General features: G+C 49.7%; 15 protein-coding genes. 5 read left to right on the plus strand and 10 right to left on the minus strand.

The annotated features are described in order from the left end of the window. The first annotated feature begins 3 nt into the window (after positions 1-3). Positions 4-642 carry an HAD family hydrolase gene (locus LDN30_RS04730; protein ID WP_223925738.1) on the plus strand — a complete coding sequence of 213 codons (639 nt, stop codon included), beginning with the start codon at positions 4-6 and terminating at the stop codon, positions 640-642. Between the two features lie 136 nt (positions 643-778). Here LDN30_RS04730 and LDN30_RS04735 read toward each other — a convergent pair whose 3' ends face one another. The 6 genes from LDN30_RS04735 to uxaC form a co-directional block, all read right to left on the minus strand. Continuing rightward, entirely contained in the window at positions 779-1387 is a 609-nt protein-coding gene (locus tag LDN30_RS04735) for a riboflavin synthase (protein WP_223925739.1), read from the minus strand. A 102-nt stretch (positions 1388-1489) separates the two neighbouring features. Next, positions 1490-4714, minus strand: a complete 3225-nt coding sequence (carB, locus tag LDN30_RS04740; RefSeq protein ID WP_223925740.1) for a carbamoyl-phosphate synthase (glutamine-hydrolyzing) large subunit — start codon at positions 4712-4714, stop codon at positions 1490-1492. A gap of 32 nt (positions 4715-4746) precedes the next feature. Continuing rightward, positions 4747-5823: a glutamine-hydrolyzing carbamoyl-phosphate synthase small subunit gene (carA, locus tag LDN30_RS04745; protein ID WP_223928830.1), complete on the minus strand. Its 1077-nt coding sequence runs from the start codon at positions 5821-5823 to the stop codon at positions 4747-4749. A gap of 117 nt (positions 5824-5940) precedes the next feature. Next, on the minus strand, positions 5941-7842 hold the full coding sequence (locus LDN30_RS04750) for an amidophosphoribosyltransferase (protein WP_223925741.1): 1902 nt from the start codon (positions 7840-7842) through the stop codon (positions 5941-5943). Positions 7843-7916: 74 nt separating this feature from the next. Beyond that, a complete protein-coding gene (locus LDN30_RS04755; protein ID WP_223925742.1) occupies positions 7917-8717 on the minus strand; it encodes a polysaccharide biosynthesis/export family protein in 801 nt (266 codons plus the stop codon). A 215-nt stretch (positions 8718-8932) separates the two neighbouring features. Next, the gene (gene uxaC, locus LDN30_RS04760; protein ID WP_223925743.1) at positions 8933-10342 is read right to left on the minus strand and encodes a glucuronate isomerase; all 1410 of its coding nucleotides are present in this window, start codon (positions 10340-10342) and stop codon (positions 8933-8935) included. A gap of 134 nt (positions 10343-10476) precedes the next feature. Here uxaC and LDN30_RS04765 point away from each other — a divergent pair, with 134 nt between their 5' ends. Continuing rightward, positions 10477-11526 (plus strand): asparaginase, encoded by a 1050-nt coding sequence (locus tag LDN30_RS04765; RefSeq protein ID WP_223925744.1) that lies wholly within the window; start codon positions 10477-10479, stop codon positions 11524-11526. Between the two features lie 575 nt (positions 11527-12101). Next, on the plus strand, positions 12102-12644 hold the full coding sequence (gene rbr, locus LDN30_RS04770) for a rubrerythrin (protein WP_223925745.1): 543 nt from the start codon (positions 12102-12104) through the stop codon (positions 12642-12644). Positions 12645-12648: 4 nt separating this feature from the next. Here the strand turns inward: rbr and LDN30_RS04775 are convergent, their stop codons facing one another. From LDN30_RS04775 to coaW, 4 genes are all read right to left on the minus strand, one after another. Beyond that, positions 12649-12990: a hypothetical protein gene (locus tag LDN30_RS04775; protein ID WP_223925746.1), complete on the minus strand. Its 342-nt coding sequence runs from the start codon at positions 12988-12990 to the stop codon at positions 12649-12651. Between the two features lie 81 nt (positions 12991-13071). Beyond that, a complete protein-coding gene (locus LDN30_RS04780; RefSeq protein ID WP_223925747.1) occupies positions 13072-13872 on the minus strand; it encodes a zinc ribbon domain-containing protein in 801 nt (266 codons plus the stop codon). 32 nt (positions 13873-13904) lie between these two features. Then, positions 13905-14777 (minus strand): sigma-70 family RNA polymerase sigma factor, encoded by an 873-nt coding sequence (locus LDN30_RS04785; RefSeq protein ID WP_223925748.1) that lies wholly within the window; start codon positions 14775-14777, stop codon positions 13905-13907. A gap of 57 nt (positions 14778-14834) precedes the next feature. Next, positions 14835-15656 (minus strand): type II pantothenate kinase, encoded by an 822-nt coding sequence (gene coaW / locus LDN30_RS04790; RefSeq protein ID WP_223925749.1) that lies wholly within the window; start codon positions 15654-15656, stop codon positions 14835-14837. Positions 15657-15814: 158 nt separating this feature from the next. Between coaW and LDN30_RS04795 the strand changes: the two genes are divergently transcribed. Next, entirely contained in the window at positions 15815-16093 is a 279-nt protein-coding gene (locus tag LDN30_RS04795; RefSeq protein ID WP_223925750.1) for an HU family DNA-binding protein, read from the plus strand. A 292-nt stretch (positions 16094-16385) separates the two neighbouring features. Next, positions 16386-17960, plus strand: a complete 1575-nt coding sequence (locus LDN30_RS04800) for an Rne/Rng family ribonuclease (RefSeq protein ID WP_223925751.1) — start codon at positions 16386-16388, stop codon at positions 17958-17960. Positions 17961-17979: the final 19 nt, after the last annotated feature.

A 17979-nucleotide genomic window follows, 5' to 3' on the forward strand; every position in this document is an offset into this window, starting at 1 on the left:
ATTATGGATAACTTTATTTTCGATTTGGATGGTACCCTGCTCAACACTATCAACGATTTGGCAGCAAGTACCAATTATGCACTGCGCTCAGCGGGCATGCCAGAGCACTCGGTCGACGATGTGCGGCGGTTCGTGGGGAATGGTGTAAAGAAACTTATGGAACGGGCCATCCCCGATGGACTCAATAATCCCGATTTCGACGAGACTTATGCTACGTTCCGCAAGCACTATCTGGAGCATAGTCTGGACACGACGAAACCTTATGATGGTATTCCCGAGGTACTTGCTGAGCTGAAGCGGCGTGGCAAGAAGTTAGCTATCGTCAGCAATAAGTTCTATGCTGCCACGCAGGAACTTGCACGGCATTTCTTCCCCGATACTATTGAGGTGGCTATCGGTGAGCGGGAGAATATCCGGAAGAAACCGGCTCCCGATACCGTTCTGGAGGCTATGCGCCAATTGGGTGTCGGCAAAGAGGGAACGGTATATATCGGTGACAGCGATGTCGACATCGATACTGCGCATAACGTGGGAGTGCCTTGTATCAGTGTTTTATGGGGATTCCGCGACCGTGACTTCCTCCTTGCTCACGGAGCGACCACGCTGATAGAGCGGCCGGAGCAGTTGCTCGACTTTGCATAGGGCAGACCGTAGCACATCATGAACCTTATAAGATTACGAAAAAATAACGCCACTATTGTGTCCAGCAGTTTTGCCGAGGTTCACAATAGTGGCGTAATTGTGTTTCTGCCCTTCGTCTGTTACTTGAGTAAAAATCTTATTCTCCCTCAAAATGGCGCAGACGGGCAATGTATTTGCCGAGAATGTCGAACTCGATGTTTACTGTTGTGCCAATTTCTATATCGCCGAAGTTCGTATTATCGTGCGTATAGGGGATTATGGCTACGGTAAACGTGTTATCGGTTGGTGCAATGACAGTTAGCGAAACGCCGTTGACGGTCACCGAGCCCTTGTCTACGGTGAAATAGCCGCGGCGCGCCATGTCCCTGTCAAGCTTGTATTCGAACGTGAAGTATGTACTTCCGTCAGCATCCTCCTTGCGGATGCATTTGGCCGTTTCGTCGACATGGCCCTGGACGATGTGGCCGTCGAGGCGGCCGTTCATCAGCATCGACCTCTCGATATTGACGTGGTCGCCAACGTGGAGCAGACCGAGGTTACTGCGGTCGAGGGTCTCCTTCATCGCCGTAACGGTGTAGGTGTCGCCGTCGATGTTGACAACAGTGAGGCAAACTCCATTGTGAGAGATGCTCTGGTCAATCTTCAATTCGCTTGTAAATGAGCACTTTAGCGTGAGATCGATATTCTCTCTGTCGTGCTTGATGGCCACTACTGTAGCCATTTCTTCTACTATTCCTGAAAACATTCCTATTCAATTAATTTAATGGAAGATGAAAAATGCCGGGTGGCGCACACACTGTATTAATATGTATGGATACCCGGCATCTCTCTTTTACGTTATCGAAAATTAGTATTCTCCCCAAGCTTTTATCTCAATCTCGTCGGGAGAAACGCTGCAGAACGCATTGATGAACGCTGTAGCCAGACGGCTGTTCGTAATCAGCGGGATGTTCAGGTCGATGGCTGCACGTCGAATCTTGTATCCGTTCGACAGCTCATGGGCCGTAAGATCCTTCGGGATGTTCACCACCAGGTCGATTTGCTTGTTGTGAAGCATCGTAAGTGCCTGAGGTTCTTTGCCTTCATCGCTTGGCCAGTAGACGAGAGTGTTCTCGACACCGTTCTCGGTGAGATACTTGCTCGTGCCGACTGTGGCATAGAGTTTGTAGCCGTGCTTGAGCAACATCTTGGCTGCGTCGAGGGTTTCGGCTTTCTCCTTGGCACCGCCGGTGGACAGGAGGATATTCTTCTTAGGTATACGCTGACCAACGGAGAGCATGGCTTTCAGCAGTGCGTCGTTGGTATCCTCGCCCAGGCAGCCTACCTCTCCCGTTGAACTCATGTCGACACCAAGCACCGGATCGGCCTTCTGCAGACGGTTGAACGAGAACTGGCTGGCCTTGATACCGACGTAGTCGAGGTCGAAGAGGTTCTTACTCGGTTTCTCCACGGGAACGCCAAGCATCACCTTCGTGGCCAAATCAATGAGGTTGAGCTTGAGAACCTTGCTCACGAATGGGAACGAGCGGCTGGCACGGAGGTTGCACTCGATGACGAGGATGTCGTTATCGCGCGCCATATACTGGATGTTGAACGGTCCAGAGATGTTTAAGTCCTTGGCTATCTGACGGGATACGCGCTTGATACGGCGTACTGTCTCGACGTAAAGCTTCTGCGGCGGGAACTGAATCGTGGCATCGCCGGAGTGAACACCGGCAAACTCGATATGCTCCGAAATGGCATAAGCTAACACTTCGCCCTTGTTGGCAACAGCGTCGAACTCGATTTCCTTGGCATGCTCGATGAATTTGCTGACCACAACAGGGTGATCCTCACTGACATTGGCTGCAAGCTGGAGGAAGCGGCGGAGCTCATCTTCGTTCGAGCAGACGTTCATGGCTGCTCCGGAGAGTACGTAGCTCGGACGGACAAGAACCGGGAATCCGACCCGCTCGATAAATTTGTCGATGTCGGCCATACTCGTCAGGGCACTCCACTCAGGCTGATTGATGTGGTTGCGGGTAAGCATGGCAGAGAATTTAGCACGGTCCTCGGCATTATCGATGTCCTTGGCTGCTGTGCCGAGGATAGGAACGTTCTCGGCATCGAGGTACATAGCGAGGTTGTTAGGTATCTGTCCGCCCGTCGAAACAATAACTCCGTACGGATTTTCCATGTCGATGATATCCATGACACGCTCAAATGTCAGTTCATCGAAATAGAGTCGGTCGCACATATCGTAGTCCGTCGACACCGTTTCGGGGTTATAGTTTATCATGATACTTCTGTATCCCTGTTTCCGGATGGTGTTAAGGGCCTGTACTCCGCACCAGTCGAACTCAACGGAACTACCGATTCGGTATGCTCCTGAGCCCAATACGATGACGTTTCGCTTGTCGTTGGAGAAGCTGATGTCGCTCTTCACACCCGAGTAAGTGACGTACAGATAGTTGGTCTGGGCCGGATACTCAGCAGCAAGGGTATCAATCTGCTTCACAACAGGCAGAATGCCATAGCTCTTGCGTAGGTTGCGGACTACGAGAAGGGCCTTATGCATATTGTGGTACTCGTCCTCAAGACCGACGGCGCGCGCAATCTGGAAGTCGGTGAAACCATATACTTTTGCCTCACGGAGCAATTCCTTGTCAAGAGTGTTGATATTGCACTTTTTCAGACGCTCGTCGATGTCGATAATGTGCTTGAGCTTGTAGAGGAACCAACGGTCAATCTTTGTCAAATCATGAATCTGATCGACGGTATAGTCCTTGTGCATGGCCTTCGAGATGACAAAAACACGCTTGTCGGTAGGCTCGCGCAGCGCCTCGTCGATGTTTTCGATTTCAAGTTCCTTGTTCTCAACGAAACCATGCATTCCCTGGCCTATCATTCTCAGACCCTTCTGAATGGCTTCCTCGAAGTTACGGCCGATGGCCATTACCTCTCCAACCGACTTCATGGACGAACCGAGTTCCTTGTCGACACCGCGGAATTTAGACAAATCCCAGCGCGGAATCTTACAAACAACGTAGTCGAGAGCCGGCTCGAAGAATGCTGATGTGGTCTTCGTTACGGAGTTTTTCAGCTCGAAAAGGCCATAACCCATACCTAATTTGGCTGCGACGAAAGCAAGAGGATAACCAGTGGCCTTACTTGCAAGGGCTGACGAGCGGCTCAAACGTGCGTTGACTTCGATAACGCGGTAGTCCTCGCTCTGCGGGTCGAACGCATATTGAACGTTACATTCACCGATAATTCCTATATGACGGACAATTTTTATCGACAGTGCGCGCAGTTTGTGATATTCAGAGTTTGACAATGTCTGCGACGGAGCGATGACAATGCTCTCTCCGGTGTGTATGCCGAGAGGGTCAAAGTTCTCCATATTACATACGGTAATGCAGTTGTCGTATTTGTCGCGAACCACCTCGTACTCGATTTCCTTCCAACCTTTAAGGCTCTTCTCAACCAAAACCTGTGGCGAGAAGGAGAAAGCTTTCTCGCAAATCTTGTTAAGTTCTTCCTCGTTGTCGGCAAATCCCGATCCCAGACCGCCCAAAGCGTATGCTGCGCGGACGATAACAGGGTAGCCAACGTCCTTTGCGGCCTTCCGAGCCTGCTCGATATTCTCGCAAGCCTCGCTCTTTATGGTCTTTACATCGATTTCGTCGAGTCGCTCAACGAAGAGCTCGCGGTCCTCGGTGTTCATGATTGCAGACACCGGTGTTCCCAAAACGCGTACGTTGTACTTTTCAAGGATTCCCTTGCGCTCCAGTTCGACACCGCAGTTTAGTGCTGTCTGTCCGCCGAAACTGAGCAAAATGCCGTCGGGATGCTCCTTGGCAATGACCTTCTCAACAAAGAACGGCTGTACGGGAAGGAAATAAATCTGATCGGCAACGCCCTCCGATGTCTGCACGGTGGCAATATTCGGATTTATGAGAACAGTCTCGACACCTTCCTCTTTCAATGCTTTCAAGGCCTGTGAGCCAGAGTAGTCGAACTCACCGGCTTCACCAATCTTCAGTGCTCCTGAACCTAAGAGCAGGACTTTCTTTATTTTTTCGTCTTTCATCTGTCTATTTTTGAAATATTGAAGGGAATGGTTTATTTAAGTGTTTCAACAAACTTGTCGAACATGAATTCTGTATCGACTGGTCCTGAGCAGGCCTCCGGGTGGAATTGCGATGAGAACCAAGGATTCGTTTTGTGGCGTATGCCCTCGTTCGATCCGTCGTTCATATTTACGAAAAGCTCCTGCCAGTCGTTACCAAGAGTCTTGCTGTCGACGGCGTATCCGTGGTTCTGCGATGTGATATAGCATTTTTCGGTTCCCACGAGACGCACCGGCTGGTTGTGAGAACGGTGTCCGTACTTCAGCTTATATATTGTGGCACCGGCTGCTTTGCCAAGGAGCTGGTTGCCCATGCATATTCCACAGATTGGTTTTGTGGACTGACTCATGTACTTTCTGATTATTTCCACAGCGTCGGAGCAAGTGTCAGGATCGCCTGGACCATTGGCAAGGAAGAGTCCGTCGACGTCCATCGACGTATAATCGTAATTCCATGGCACGCGTATTACCTCCACGCCACGGTTTATGAGGCAACGTATTATATTGGCTTTTACACCGCAGTCGACCAGAACGACTTTCTTTCCGGCACCCTCGTTGTATCTTATTATCTCCTTGCAGGATACCTGGTCGACAAAGTTCACGCCCTCGTAGTCGGCTTCCGGGATATTGTCGGGTTCGTCGTCGAAGAGGATTTTTCCCATCATTACACCGTGTTCCCTGAGCACCTTGGTCAGTTCACGTGTGTCGATGCCAGTTATTCCGGGGACGTGCTCGCGCTTGAGCCAGTCGGCAAGGCTCTCCACAGCATTCCAATGGCTGTATTTCTCGCTGTAGTCGGAGACGATTATTGCCGAAGCATATATCTTGTCACTCTCCATGAATGTGGGAAGGCCGTTCTTTTCGATGGTGAATGGCGGTACTCCATAGTTGCCTACGAGCGGGAAAGTCATTGTGAGCAATTGTCCTGCGTAAGAAGGGTCAGTGAGACTTTCCGGATATCCCATCATTGCAGTGTTGAACACGACCTCTCCGGCAACTGGCTTTTCGTAGCCAAAGCTCTTGCCGTGGAATTTTGTTCCGTCGCTTAAAACTAATGTTACGTTCCTCATGAATTTATTGTTAATGTATGGATAATGAGCCATAGGAGTGTCGCCATAGCGTTTCACGTCCCAAAGCTCATCTCCAATTCTATTTTCTTTTTTTTTATTATTCAGTCTGCGGCATTATCAGAACTTTGCCTCCTTCTGGAAGACCCTCTCAACATAGTTGACGAAAGCCTGGTTGACGAGTCGCATACCGCCTTGTGTGGGATAGTCGCCGGTGAAATACCAGTCGCCCCGGTGCTCGGGAATAGCCTTGTGCAATCCCTCAATGCTCTGATACACAATGTCTACTGGTGTTTTCATACCTTCTGGTCTAAGCATCTCGACAATCTTGTTGTTGATCTCTTCGACGCTGAACGGTCTGTAAATTTCCTGCACCTGGTTCGTAATTACCTCACCTCTTGGCTTTTCAACCTCCTGCTTACATTTATGATATGTCTCGTTGATGAGGTTGAGCATGCCCCTTTCCTTGATGAGTTCGATGGTAGCCCGGAAGACGCAGAACTCCTCGAGCCTTGGCATGTCGATACCGTAGTAGTCGGGATATCTTATCTGCGGTGCGCTCGATACGACCACAATCTTCTTTGGGTGTAATCTGTCGAGGATTCTCAGGATACTTTCTTTGAGTGTTGTTCCGCGGACTATGGAGTCGTCGATGATTACCAGGTTGTCCTTATACGGCTCCAGACACTCGTAAGTGACATCGTATACGTGGCTTGCAAGGTCGTTTCTGGCATCGCCCTCGGTGATGAAAGTGCGCAGTTTTATGTCTTTCCACGCCACTTTCTCCGACCTGACGAACTGATGTAGAATCTCTCTCAGCTCATCGGCTGTCGGTTTATGGTCGAGATTCTGAATCTGGCGGATTTTCTCCTCGTTCAAATAGATTTTGAATCCGTCGAGCATACCATAGTAAGCCACCTCAGCCGTATTCGGGATGTAGGAGAAAACGGTGTGCTCCAGATCGTTGTCGATAGTTTTGAGGATGGGTTGGGTCAGTTGCTCACCCAGTTTTTTCCGTTCCTGGTATATATCTCTGTCGGAGCCTCGTGAGAAATAGATTCTCTCGAATGAGCATGCAGCCTGATTTCTCGGCTCAATAATCTGCTTTACTGTAACCTCTCCGCTCTTGTTGACGATAATTGCCTCACCAGGATTCAGTTCTACAATATCGTCGCACTCAAGGTCGAAGGTCGTCTGCAGCACTGGTCGCTCACTTGCCAAGACCATAATTTCGTCGTTCTTGTAATAGTAAGCCGGTCGTATTCCCCATGGATCGCGCACCGAGAACATTTCTCCGCTGCCTGTCAGACCACAGATAACGTATCCACCATCGAAGTTAGTCATTGTCGTCTTGAGGACGTTGCTCATTTTCACGTTATCCTCGATGTACTTGGTTATGTCCGTCTTGGTGAGTCCTTTTTTCTGTGCGGTAACGAAGTTGCGCTCCACCTCACGGTCGAGGCGGTGCCCCATGAGCTCGAGAAGGATGTACGTATCGCTGTAAATGCGCGGGTGCATACCTTGCTGGGTCAGTTTCTCGAATACCTCCTCGACGTTTGTCATATTGAAGTTGCCGCAGAGACACAGATTTTTTGCCCTCCAGTTGTTGCGCCGCAGGAACGGGTGCACATAAGAAAGGCCACGCTTTCCGGTAGTGGAGTACCGAAGGTGGCCCATATATAACTCGCCGGCAAACGGCAGGTTCTGCTTTGCGAATGTAACGTCTCTTACCTGATCCTTAGTATATTCGGTAAATTCGCGGCGTACGTTGCCGAAAATCTCAGTGATGGCATCCTTTCCTTCCGCGCGCTCACGGAACATATACTCGTGACCAGGTTCCGACTCGAGCTTTACAGCTGCTATGCCGGCACCTTCCTGACCACGGTTATGCTCTTTCTCCATCATGAGGTAGAGCTTGTTGAGAGCCCACATCCAGGTGCCATACTTCTGCTGATAGTATTCCAGCGGCTTGAGCAGGCGGATGAGGGCTACTCCACAATCTTCATGAATGTTTTTGTCCATTATGATTATATTCCCCTATATGTGTATTATCCTTTATCTGAATAGTCTGCCGCCAAACGGCGGCAGATACAGTATTACTTTCTAAGAACGTTGACGAGCAGTGATGCAATTGATGTGGCAATGCTGATGAACGAGAACCAGATGGTCGTCGAGCTGCCGATGCCGGAGTTTCCTGCCTTGACGTTGTTAGGCTGGACGTAGATTACATCATTCTGCTGCAGATAGTAATATGGTGAGTTGATGAGATTGGCGTCGTTGAGGTTGATGCGGTACTGGTGCTTCTGGCCGGTAGCATCCTCACGGAGCAGGAGCACATTGTCGCGTCGTCCGTATATCGACAGGTCGCCGGCTTGTGCCAGTGCCTCAAGAATGCTCATTTTCTCGCCCGACACCGGAACGACCCTCGGGCTGTTGACCTCACCGAGGACGGTGATGCGGTAGCTGGCCATCGTTACGGTGACGATAGGATTCTCGCTCTTTGCCAAGTAGGGCTGTACCTTGCTCTTGATGAGATCCTCACATTCGGTCTTTGTCAGTCCGGCAACGTGAATCTTGCCGATGATTGGGAAGTTGATGAATCCGTCGTTGTCGACGAGATAGCCCTGAAGAGAACCTCCTCCGGTCGAAATCTGACCGCTGCCTCCGATTGCCGGCTGCACTGCGAGGTTGAACGGCAGACTGGCCTTTGGATCGACGGTTAGCACAGTGATTGTCAGCTCGTCCTTCGGCATGATGTGGGCATCGTAGAGACCACGTGAAGCGGCAAGGCTAATGGAGTCGATGTTCTTGAAATAAGGTACATTCTTACTCGAGCCGCAACCTGTCATCATAAGTATTACGGCGCAAGCGATAAAACTAAATAGGAGTTTTTTCATTGTTATTTTTGCGCAATGTGGTTATTTGGCACAAAGGTACAAGTTATTTTTGAGAAAGACAAGAGAAAACGTGAAAAATAATTCCCATCAACGGCCGAACAATGCGGCATTGATGGGAATTATACCTATTTAATAATGGAACATGAAATGGCTTCGGCCGTTAATACTGCTCTATAGCAGGCCATTGCGGTGCCGGCCGATGCCATGCTATCGACTTAATAGAACTTGAAGTATCGGCGTGCGTTGTTGTACGAGATGTCCTCGACCATACGTCCGAGAGCCTTGCGGTCGTTGGGGAGCTTACCGGCCTCGACGTCGTTGCCAAGCAGATTGCAGAGCAGACGACGGAAGTACTCGTGGCGCGGGTAGCTCAGGAACGAGCGGCTGTCGGTGAGCATGCCGACGAAGCGTGAGAGCAGTCCGAGCGTTGAGAGTGCGTTCATCTGCTTTGTCATGCCGTCGAGCTGGTCGTTGAACCACCATCCTGAACCGAACTGAATCTTTCCTGGCTCTGAGCCGTCCTGGAAGTTACCGAGCATTGTGGCGATTACCTCGTTGGCGCAGGGGTTGAGGCAGTACAGGATTGTACGTGTGAGTTTGTGCTCCGAATTGAGTTCGTCGAGGAAGTGGCTCATGGCCTTGGCCGTATTGAACTCACCGATAGAGTCGAAACCTGTGTCGGGACCAAGCTGTTTGTACATAATGCTGTTGTTGTCGCGTATTGCACCATAGTGGTACTGCTGTGTCCAGTCGGCCTCATAGTCCATTTCGGCGCATATCTTGAGGAATGCGTGCTTGTACTGGCGTACTTCAGCTACTGACAGCTGCTGTCCGCGCATAGCCTTCTCGAAGATGGTCTCAATCTGAGAGTCGGTGTATGGGTCGTCGTAGAACTCCTCGATTCCGTGGTCGGCCAGACGGCCTCCGTTCTCGGAGAAGAAGTCGTGGCGCTTCTGGATAGCGTCGATCATATCGTCGAACTTGTTGATTGTCACACCGGCAACCTCTCCGAGCCTCTTGATGTACTCAGCGTAGTCGGGCTTCTCGATGTTCATGGCCTTGTCAGGACGCCAAGCCGGAATCATCAGTGGGTCGCTGTCGCTCTTTGTCTCGCGGTAAACCTTGTGCCAGTGGAGGTCGTCGATAGGGTCGTCGGTAGTGCAGACGCACTCCACATTGTAGTGGCGCATCAGTCCGCGTGCACTGAACTCAGGAAGTTTCAGCTTCTCGTTGCACTCATCGTAGATTTCCTTTGCCGTGTCAGGGCCTAAGAGCTTTGTTATGCCGAAGGCTGTTTTGAGCTCAAGGTGTGTCCAGTGGTAAAGTGGGTTACGGAATGTGTAGGGCACTGTCTCGGCCCACTTCTCGAACTTCTCCCAGTCGGTAGTGTCAGTGCCGGTGCAGTATTTCTCCTCCACACCGTTCGTTCTCATCGCGCGCCACTTGTAGTGGTCGCCGCCAAGCCATAGCTCGGTGATGCTCTTGAACTTGTGGTCCTCAGCAACCATCTGTGGAATGAGGTGACAGTGATAGTCGATGATTGGCATCTTAGCCGCGTGATTGTGATAGAGATACTGGGCTGTCTCGGTGTCGAGCAGGAAGTTCTCATCCATGAATTTTTTCATAATAGCTTAGTATTGGATGTTAATTTGTTTTATAGCTTGTTCTTAATTTTCTGCAAATTTACTCATTTATTTTTGATAGCTCCGCCTTTTTAACTATATTTGCACTTGAATTAACGCAAACGTTGACGGATGTTATGAACGATTACACATTTAAGCGAACGGGCAAGGTGTTGCTGATATATACAGGTGGCACAATAGGCATGGGCCGGAACCCGCGTACTGGGGCCCTTGAGCCTTTCGATTTCAAGCTCCTTTTGGAGCGTATTCCCGAGGTAAGTCTCCTGCCGGCCTCGGTCGACACCTACCAGTTTAATCCTATTATCGACTCTTCCGACATGAACCCTCGGCTGTGGGCGCAGCTCGTGCGCATCATTGTCAGCGACTATGACAATTATGATGGGTTCGTAGTTCTGCACGGCACTGACACAATGGCATACACAGCCTCCGCTCTGTCATTCATGCTGGAGAACCTCACTAAACCGGTTATCCTCACAGGATCGCAACTTCCTATCGGTCAGCTGCGTACCGACGGTAAGGAAAACCTTATGTCGAGTCTCGAGCTCGCCATTGCTCACAAGGACGACGGACGCCCGATGGTTCCGGAGGTATGTATCTTCTTCAACGGAAAACTCCTTCGCGGCAACCGCTCAACCAAGCAGAATGCCGACGGCTTTGATGCCTTCGAGACGTTCAACTATCCGCATCTGTGCGACGCGGGTGTCAACTTCGTCTTCCACGACCACCACATCATGGAGCCCGACTACCGGCGGACGGTGGTGCCTCATTACGGTTTGGACCCGAATGTCTTTGTCTTCTCGCTCTTCCCCGGTATCCAGGAGAATATCTTCCGGCATGTAATTGAGGCCCGTGAGCTCCGCAGCATTGTCATCAGAACCTACGGCAGCGGTAACGCTCCGCAGCTGCCGTGGCTCCTGCGGCTCGTTAAGGAGGCCACCTACCGTGGCATTACCGTTGTCAACGTCAGCCAGTGTGTGACGGGCAATGTAGAGATGAGCCGCTACGACACCGGCTATCAGCTCAAGGAAGCTGGTGTGCTCAGTGGTCACGACATCACCGTTGAGGCTGCAGTGACTAAGCTCATGCTCCTGCAGTCGCTCTATTCCGATCCCCACATGATACGAAACTACATGTCGAGGGATATTGCCGGGGAGGTGACGGTGTAGCAACTGATTGCTGTCTCCAGCCCTTTATTTGGTTTGAAATATATTTACAGCATTCCAATACATGCCATTTGAGCATGCAAAACGGTCCATTTCGGCTTGCGAAACGGGCCGTTTTGCGTTGCGAAATGGACCGTTTTGCAATGCTGTTTGGTATGTATTGGTAATTGTTTGAATATCAATCATATACAAGAATGAGAAGAATGATGTTGTGTTTTGAATTAAATTTACAAATAATTCAACACTGCCAACATTGTTTTCGCGCCGGTGGAGTAGGGCGTTATTTATCTTCCGATATCGAATCTTAGCCTCCGTTTCTTTTTAGCGGCATCTATGTAGAGTAGAGTATTGGTCGGCACGAATTTCACATAAGTTTGATTTGGGAATGCCCAGAGACTTTATATATAATATGGTATAATGTATTTAGGCGAACAGGAAAACACTGGAATGCTTTAGAATAAGTCTAAACAATGCAATAATTGTAATTTTTACAAATAAAAATTTGGTCATTAAAATCCTTTGTTGTATCTTTGCATCAGAAACAAAAAAGTCAAACTAATTAAAGATCAACACACATTATGAAGGAATTAAAAGGAACAAAGACAGAGAAGAACCTCATGGAGGCTTTCGCAGGTGAGAGCCAGGCACGTAACAAGTACACCTACTTCGCAAGCAAGGCTCGCAAGGACGGCTACGAGCAGATAGCTGCTATCTTCGAGGAGACGGCCAACAACGAGAAGGAACACGCTAAGCTGTGGTTCAAGTATCTTGAGGGCGGCGAGATCAAGGACACCATGTCGAACCTCAAGGAAGCTGCCGAGGGCGAGAACTACGAGTGGACCGACATGTACGACCGCATGGCCAAGGAGGCTGAGGAGGAAGGCTTCAAGGAGATCGCCGCAAAGTTCCGTGGCGTACGTGCTATCGAGAAGCTTCATGAGGAGCGCTACCGCAAGCTCCTGAAGAACATTGAGGACGCTATCGTCTTCAGCCGCGACGGCGACAGCATCTGGGTATGCCGCAACTGCGGACACGTTGTTGTAGGTCCGAAGGCTCCGAAGATGTGCCCGGTTTGCAACCACCCGCAGAGCTTCTTCGAGCTGAAGGCCGAGAACTTTTAGAGCGTTACTTGCTCATCCCGGTGAAGACGATATATAGTATCGTCATGAGGATGAACAGAATAGTAACTGTTATAAGAAACCAAATGGTTACACGGAGGAAAAGCGGACGCTCGCTTTTCCTCTTTCTGTTTCTGTAAACGGCGTTGTTAGTGTAGCTGCCGTTGACTTTCTGGCTGTCCACAGGCGAATAGTTGTAGCCGCTCTGTACCGATGTGTAGTCGTCGGCGGGAGTGACGACATTGGCTAATGCGCCGCAGTAGGGACATTTGGCGCGGATGGTCTGTCCGGGTTCACCGTCGACGATATATTCTTGCTTGCAGTTGTTACACGTTGTCTTGTATTGCATAATATAATAATGTAATGTGTATTTTGGCTGACCGACCATTAAACGTCTGACGTGTTTATGGCCGCCAGGGCTGTGCAGCCGTTACCGGTAGTCGTTAATTATTACTTTTCCGTTCTGCGGGAAGGCCTCAATCTGCCTCGATTCCGTTGCCTCATCGTTAGTGAAGGTCACGCGGTACCAGTTGTCCTCGTATCTCACGACGCTTATCTTCACGGCTCCTGAGGCTCTCGATCCTTCCTTCGCGTTGCCCAATGTAGGGCAGATGGGAGTCCAGTCGATGTCCGATCCGGTACTGTCGCTCTCCTCGTCGAGTGATGTCTGCAACTTCTCGTAGCACTGCTCTGAGAGGTTGTTGGAGAATTCTGACATGTCGCCGCCGGTGAACCACACCGTATAGAAGTTGTTGAGGAAGTCGGTGACCTGCTTTTTCTTGTCCTGCTCCTGCTCATACTGCTGCTCCTCGGCTTCCTGCTGGTTTCTCAACGCCATGAGCGAGTCCATGTGAGCCTTGCGGGCCTCTTTCTCTTCGAGCTGGGCCTCGGCACTGTTTTTCTCGTGCTGCTGCCATGCGAACCATCCCACGATGCCGACAACGATGCCGAGAATCAGGGCTAACAGAATTATCTTTGTCTGCCGGCTCTTTCCTTTCTTCTCGTTTTTAGGGTTGTCCTGACCGTTGCATGGAACGCTGTTGGCATAGCCGTTGGCGTTGCCAGCGCCGTTGTCCTGCGGTGTCGCGGTCTGCTCCTGACCGTTGGCTGTCGGCAGGTTGACCTTCATGCGCTGTCCGCAGTTAGGGCATGTCGCAATGAGCGACTGACCGCCGGTCGCCGTGAAACGGTATTTATATCCACAGTTGGGACAGGTAATCTTGTATTCCACGATAATTCTGATGTTTTAATGAGTTGTTCTGGTTATCCAAGATATTTCATCAGAATCTTGGCATAACCGCTTTCGCGTAGTTTTTCGATGCTTTTCTCGCGTATCTGTCTTACTCTTTCGCGGGTGAGACCCATCTCGGCACCAATCTCTTCGAGGCCTTTCTCCTGCGTCTCGATGCCGAAACACTCCTTCACAATCTGCATCTCGCGCGGTTTCAGTACCTTCTCCATTACGGCGTCGAGGTCGGTAGCCATCGACTCATGGTCGACGGTCTTGTCGGTTCGTGAGTCATCGCCCGACGACAGAAGGTCGGCCATGGAGTTGTCGTCGTCCTCGGAGAATGGTGCATCGATGCTCATGTGGTGATGGTCGGCGCGTATCGTCTGCTGGATTTTCTCCTGGTCGAGGTTCGTCATGGCTGCTATCTCGTCGGCCGACGGCTTGCGCTGGTTTGTCTGCTCGAACTTCGAGATTTCGGTGTTTATCTTTGCCAGGGCACTAACCTGATTCAGCGGCAGACGCACCATGCGGCTCTGCTCGGCTATGGCCTGGAGAATGCTCTGGCGTATCCACCAAACGGCGTAGGAGATGAATTTGAATCCTCTTGTCTCATCAAATTTCTCGGCTGCCTTCACCAGTCCGATGTTCCCCTCGTCGATAAGATCCGTCAGCGAGAGTCCCTGATGCTGGTATTGCTTTGCCACAGAGACGACAAAACGGAGATTGGCGGCCACAAGACGGTCCTTGGCACGCTCACCTTCGGGTCCGCCCTTGCGGATTTTCTGGGCAAGCTCTATCTCTTCGTCGAGCGAGACCATCGGTATGCGTCCAATCTCTACGAGATATTTGTCGAGCGACTCACTGTTACGGCTTGTTATACTTTTTGAAATCTTTAACTGCCTCATGTTGATAACCTATTATTTCTGCCTTTCCTACTTACAAAAACTGTACCACTTTTCTTTTTATTCTTTTTTGTAACTTAAGGCGGCACCGATGGCAGTGCAGAACTCACTGTACTTTGGTATTATAAAATGTACGTCGTACACTTTTTCCATCATCGGGAACACATATTTGCACTGTGGCAGTAACGTCAGATTGCCGATGAGGACGAAGTCGCGTATGTCGCTGCCGTTGGCACTGAGTATGGCTGCTGAGCCTACGGCCTGTAATACCATATATATAAGGCCTATGGCGATGTCCTCGCGGGGCGCATTGGCTTGTGCGTTGGCAAAGAGTGAGGCTGTGGCATCCATGGGAAGGCCGGGCAGCGGCTTGGCGGAGATGTCCCCGATGAGGAGGTTTATATGAGAGATGTGGCCCTGGAGAGCCAATGATGTAATCTGTTTTACGTCGTCAGTCTTCAGTAGCAGACGGGCCAGACCGCTCAGCGTGCCGCCGCCGATGCCTATGCCTCCGATGTGGTGGATGTCCTTACCCTTGCAGCGGACGAGCGAGGTGCCGGTGCCCATCGATACGACAATCATGTCGTTAAGGCGGCTCTCGTATTGTGCTCCGAGACCGTCGGCAATGAATTCCTCGGCTCTCGATGTCGGCAGACCATAGACGGGCTTGTCGATATATGCCGCACCGACACCCGTAATCATCACGTGCTCAACGTCGCCGAGGGCAATCTTGTTGTCGTACAGATACTTACCAAAGGCTCCATAGAGCGATGTCACCGGGTCGGTAGCCTTGATGCGCAGGGGCTTGATGACTTTGCCGTCGCGTATTCCGACAATCTTCGTTGTAGATATTCCTACGTCTATTCCTATAACAATTTTCATACTGTCAGCATGGTTGTAATCGCCCGCAAAGTTAGTGTAAAAGCGGGATTAGACAAAATAAATGGCAAAAAAAACAAAATATATTTTCGTATTTCGTTGATTATTAGTAATTTTGCAGTCCGTTAAACAATAAGGATAATTAAACGTAATACAAGAAAATGACAAAAGCAGATATCATAAACGAGATTTCCTCAAGTACTGGTATTTCAAAGAAGGATGTCACAGCCGTTGTTGAAGGCTTCATGGATAGTATCAAGAACGCTCTTCTCGATGGTAAGGAAAATGTTTACCTGCGTGGATTCGGTAGTTTCATCATCAAGCATCGCGCTGCCAAGACGGCTCGCAATATCTCGAAGAACACTACGATTACCATTCCGGCACACGACTTCCCAGCTTTCAAGCCGGCAAAGGTCTTCATTGAGGAGATGAAGAAGTAAGACCCAAGGGTCTGACGGGGATGGAAATCCAGTAGCAATTAATTCAAACAGTATAACAATAATTTAAAAAACATTAAAGCAATGCCAAACGGAAGAAAGAAAAAGGGACACAAGATGGCTACGCACAAGCGTAAAAAGAGATTAAGAAAGAACAGACATAAGAGCAAGTAAGGCCCCGCGAGAGGCCAAGAGCCAAGTTTGTTCAGGCCAATGGGGCGTGTCTTCGCTTGAAGCTCCTTTATCCCTGGGAGTGCGGTGACAAGCTCCATTTTTTTTATTTAAGACAAGAAAGATGACAAGTGAAATAATTATAGATGCACAACCGAAGAACATTTCCATCGCTCTGCTCGAGGATAAACGGCTGGTAGAATACCAGAACGAGCCGCGCGATGCGAGTTTCTCTGTTGGCAACATCTACATAGCGAAGGTCAAAAAGCTTATGCCGGGCCTTAATGCTTGCTTTGTAGATGTGGGTTATGAGCGCGACGCCTTTCTTCATTATCTTGATCTGGGAAGTCAATTCGATTCCTATTCGAAATACCTCAAGCAAGTACAGAGCGACAGAAAGCGTCTTTACCCGTTCAGTAAAGCTACACGGTTGCCGGACCTGAAGAAGGACGGCAGCATTCAGAATACGCTCCAGGTAGGTCAGGAGGTGTTGGTCCAGATTGTCAAGGAGCCTATCTCCACTAAAGGACCAAGACTGACGGGCGAAATATCGTTTGCAGGAAGGTATTTGGTTTTAATCCCTTTCAGCGACAAAGTAAACGTTTCTTCAAAGATTAAAAGCGGGGAGGAGAGAGCAAGGCTGAAGCAGCTCGTGAGGAGCATAAAGCCGAAAAACTTCGGCGTTATCGTCAGAACGGTGGCCGAGGGAAAGCGAGTTGCTGAGCTCGACGCCGAAATGAAAGTCCTTCTCAACAGATGGAATGATGCCATCACGAAGGTACAGAAAACGCAAAACAGACCACAGCTCGTATTTGAGGAAACGGGAAGGGCCGTCGCGATGATTCGCGACCTCTTCAATCCATCGTATAAGAACATTTTTGTTAACGACGATGAGGTCTACGCTGCGGTGAAACACTATGTCTCGCTTATCGCTCCTGATAAGGCGGAGATAGTGAAAAAGTATAACGGGAAGGTCCCAATTTTCGACAATTTTGATGTCACAAAGCAGATAAAATCCGGTTTCGGAACTACTGTCAACTATGGTCACGGATGCTATCTCATCATTGAGCATACCGAGGCTATGCACGTCGTCGATGTCAACAGCGGCAACAGGACCAAAGAGAAAGAACAGGAGCAGAACGCTCTTGACACTAATCTTGGTGCTGCCGACGAACTTGCAAGACAGTTGAGGCTGCGTGATATGGGAGGAATTATTGTCGTCGACTTTATTGATATGGGACTCGCCGAAAACCGCCAACTGCTCTATGAGCGTATGTGCAAGGATATGCAGAAGGACCGTGCTCGTCATAATATTCTGCCGCTGAGTAAGTTCGGATTAATGCAGATTACGCGCCAGAGGGTGCGGCCGGTCATGGATGTCAATGTCGATGAGGAATGTCCGACATGCCTCGGTACGGGCAAGATAAAGGCAAGTATCTTGTTTACTGATCAGCTCGAAAGGAAGATTGACCGACTGGTTAATAAGATTGGTGTGAAGAAGTTCTATTTGCACGTTCATCCTTATGTGGCTGCTTTCATCAATCAGGGACTTATCTCTCTGAAATACAAGTGGAAGCTTAAATATGGTTTCGGCTTGCATATCGTTCCGTCGCAGAAACTCGCTATGTTGCAGTATGAATTCTACGATAAGGACGGAAATTTCATTGATATGAAGGAAGAAACCGACGGAAAGAAATAAATAAAAAGCCTCCGCGAAA

The sequence above is a fragment of the Prevotella lacticifex genome (assembly GCF_019973375.1).
GTDB lineage: Bacteria > Bacteroidota > Bacteroidia > Bacteroidales > Bacteroidaceae > Prevotella > Prevotella lacticifex.

What these genes read in the sequence shown, in the direction of transcription:
- LDN30_RS04750 (WP_223925741.1), bottom strand. Translation starts at nt 7,842, where the DNA reads ATGGACAAAAACATTCATGAAGATTGTGGAGTAGCCCTCATCCGCCTG.
- carA (WP_223928830.1), bottom strand. Translation starts at nt 5,823, where the DNA reads ATGAGGAACGTAACATTAGTTTTAAGCGACGGAACAAAATTCCACGGC.
- carB (WP_223925740.1), bottom strand. Translation starts at nt 4,714, where the DNA reads ATGAAAGACGAAAAAATAAAGAAAGTCCTGCTCTTAGGTTCAGGAGCA.
- LDN30_RS04735 (WP_223925739.1), bottom strand. Translation starts at nt 1,387, where the DNA reads ATGTTTTCAGGAATAGTAGAAGAAATGGCTACAGTAGTGGCCATCAAG.
- LDN30_RS04755 (WP_223925742.1), bottom strand. Translation starts at nt 8,717, where the DNA reads ATGAAAAAACTCCTATTTAGTTTTATCGCTTGCGCCGTAATACTTATG.
- LDN30_RS04775 (WP_223925746.1), bottom strand. Translation starts at nt 12,990, where the DNA reads ATGCAATACAAGACAACGTGTAACAACTGCAAGCAAGAATATATCGTC.
- uxaC (WP_223925743.1), bottom strand. Translation starts at nt 10,342, where the DNA reads ATGAAAAAATTCATGGATGAGAACTTCCTGCTCGACACCGAGACAGCC.
- LDN30_RS04765 (WP_223925744.1), top strand. Translation starts at nt 10,477, where the DNA reads ATGAACGATTACACATTTAAGCGAACGGGCAAGGTGTTGCTGATATAT.
- rbr (WP_223925745.1), top strand. Translation starts at nt 12,102, where the DNA reads ATGAAGGAATTAAAAGGAACAAAGACAGAGAAGAACCTCATGGAGGCT.
- coaW (WP_223925749.1), bottom strand. Translation starts at nt 15,656, where the DNA reads ATGAAAATTGTTATAGGAATAGACGTAGGAATATCTACAACGAAGATT.
- LDN30_RS04785 (WP_223925748.1), bottom strand. Translation starts at nt 14,777, where the DNA reads ATGAGGCAGTTAAAGATTTCAAAAAGTATAACAAGCCGTAACAGTGAG.
- LDN30_RS04800 (WP_223925751.1), top strand. Translation starts at nt 16,386, where the DNA reads ATGACAAGTGAAATAATTATAGATGCACAACCGAAGAACATTTCCATC.
- LDN30_RS04795 (WP_223925750.1), top strand. Translation starts at nt 15,815, where the DNA reads ATGACAAAAGCAGATATCATAAACGAGATTTCCTCAAGTACTGGTATT.
- LDN30_RS04730 (WP_223925738.1), top strand. Translation starts at nt 4, where the DNA reads ATGGATAACTTTATTTTCGATTTGGATGGTACCCTGCTCAACACTATC.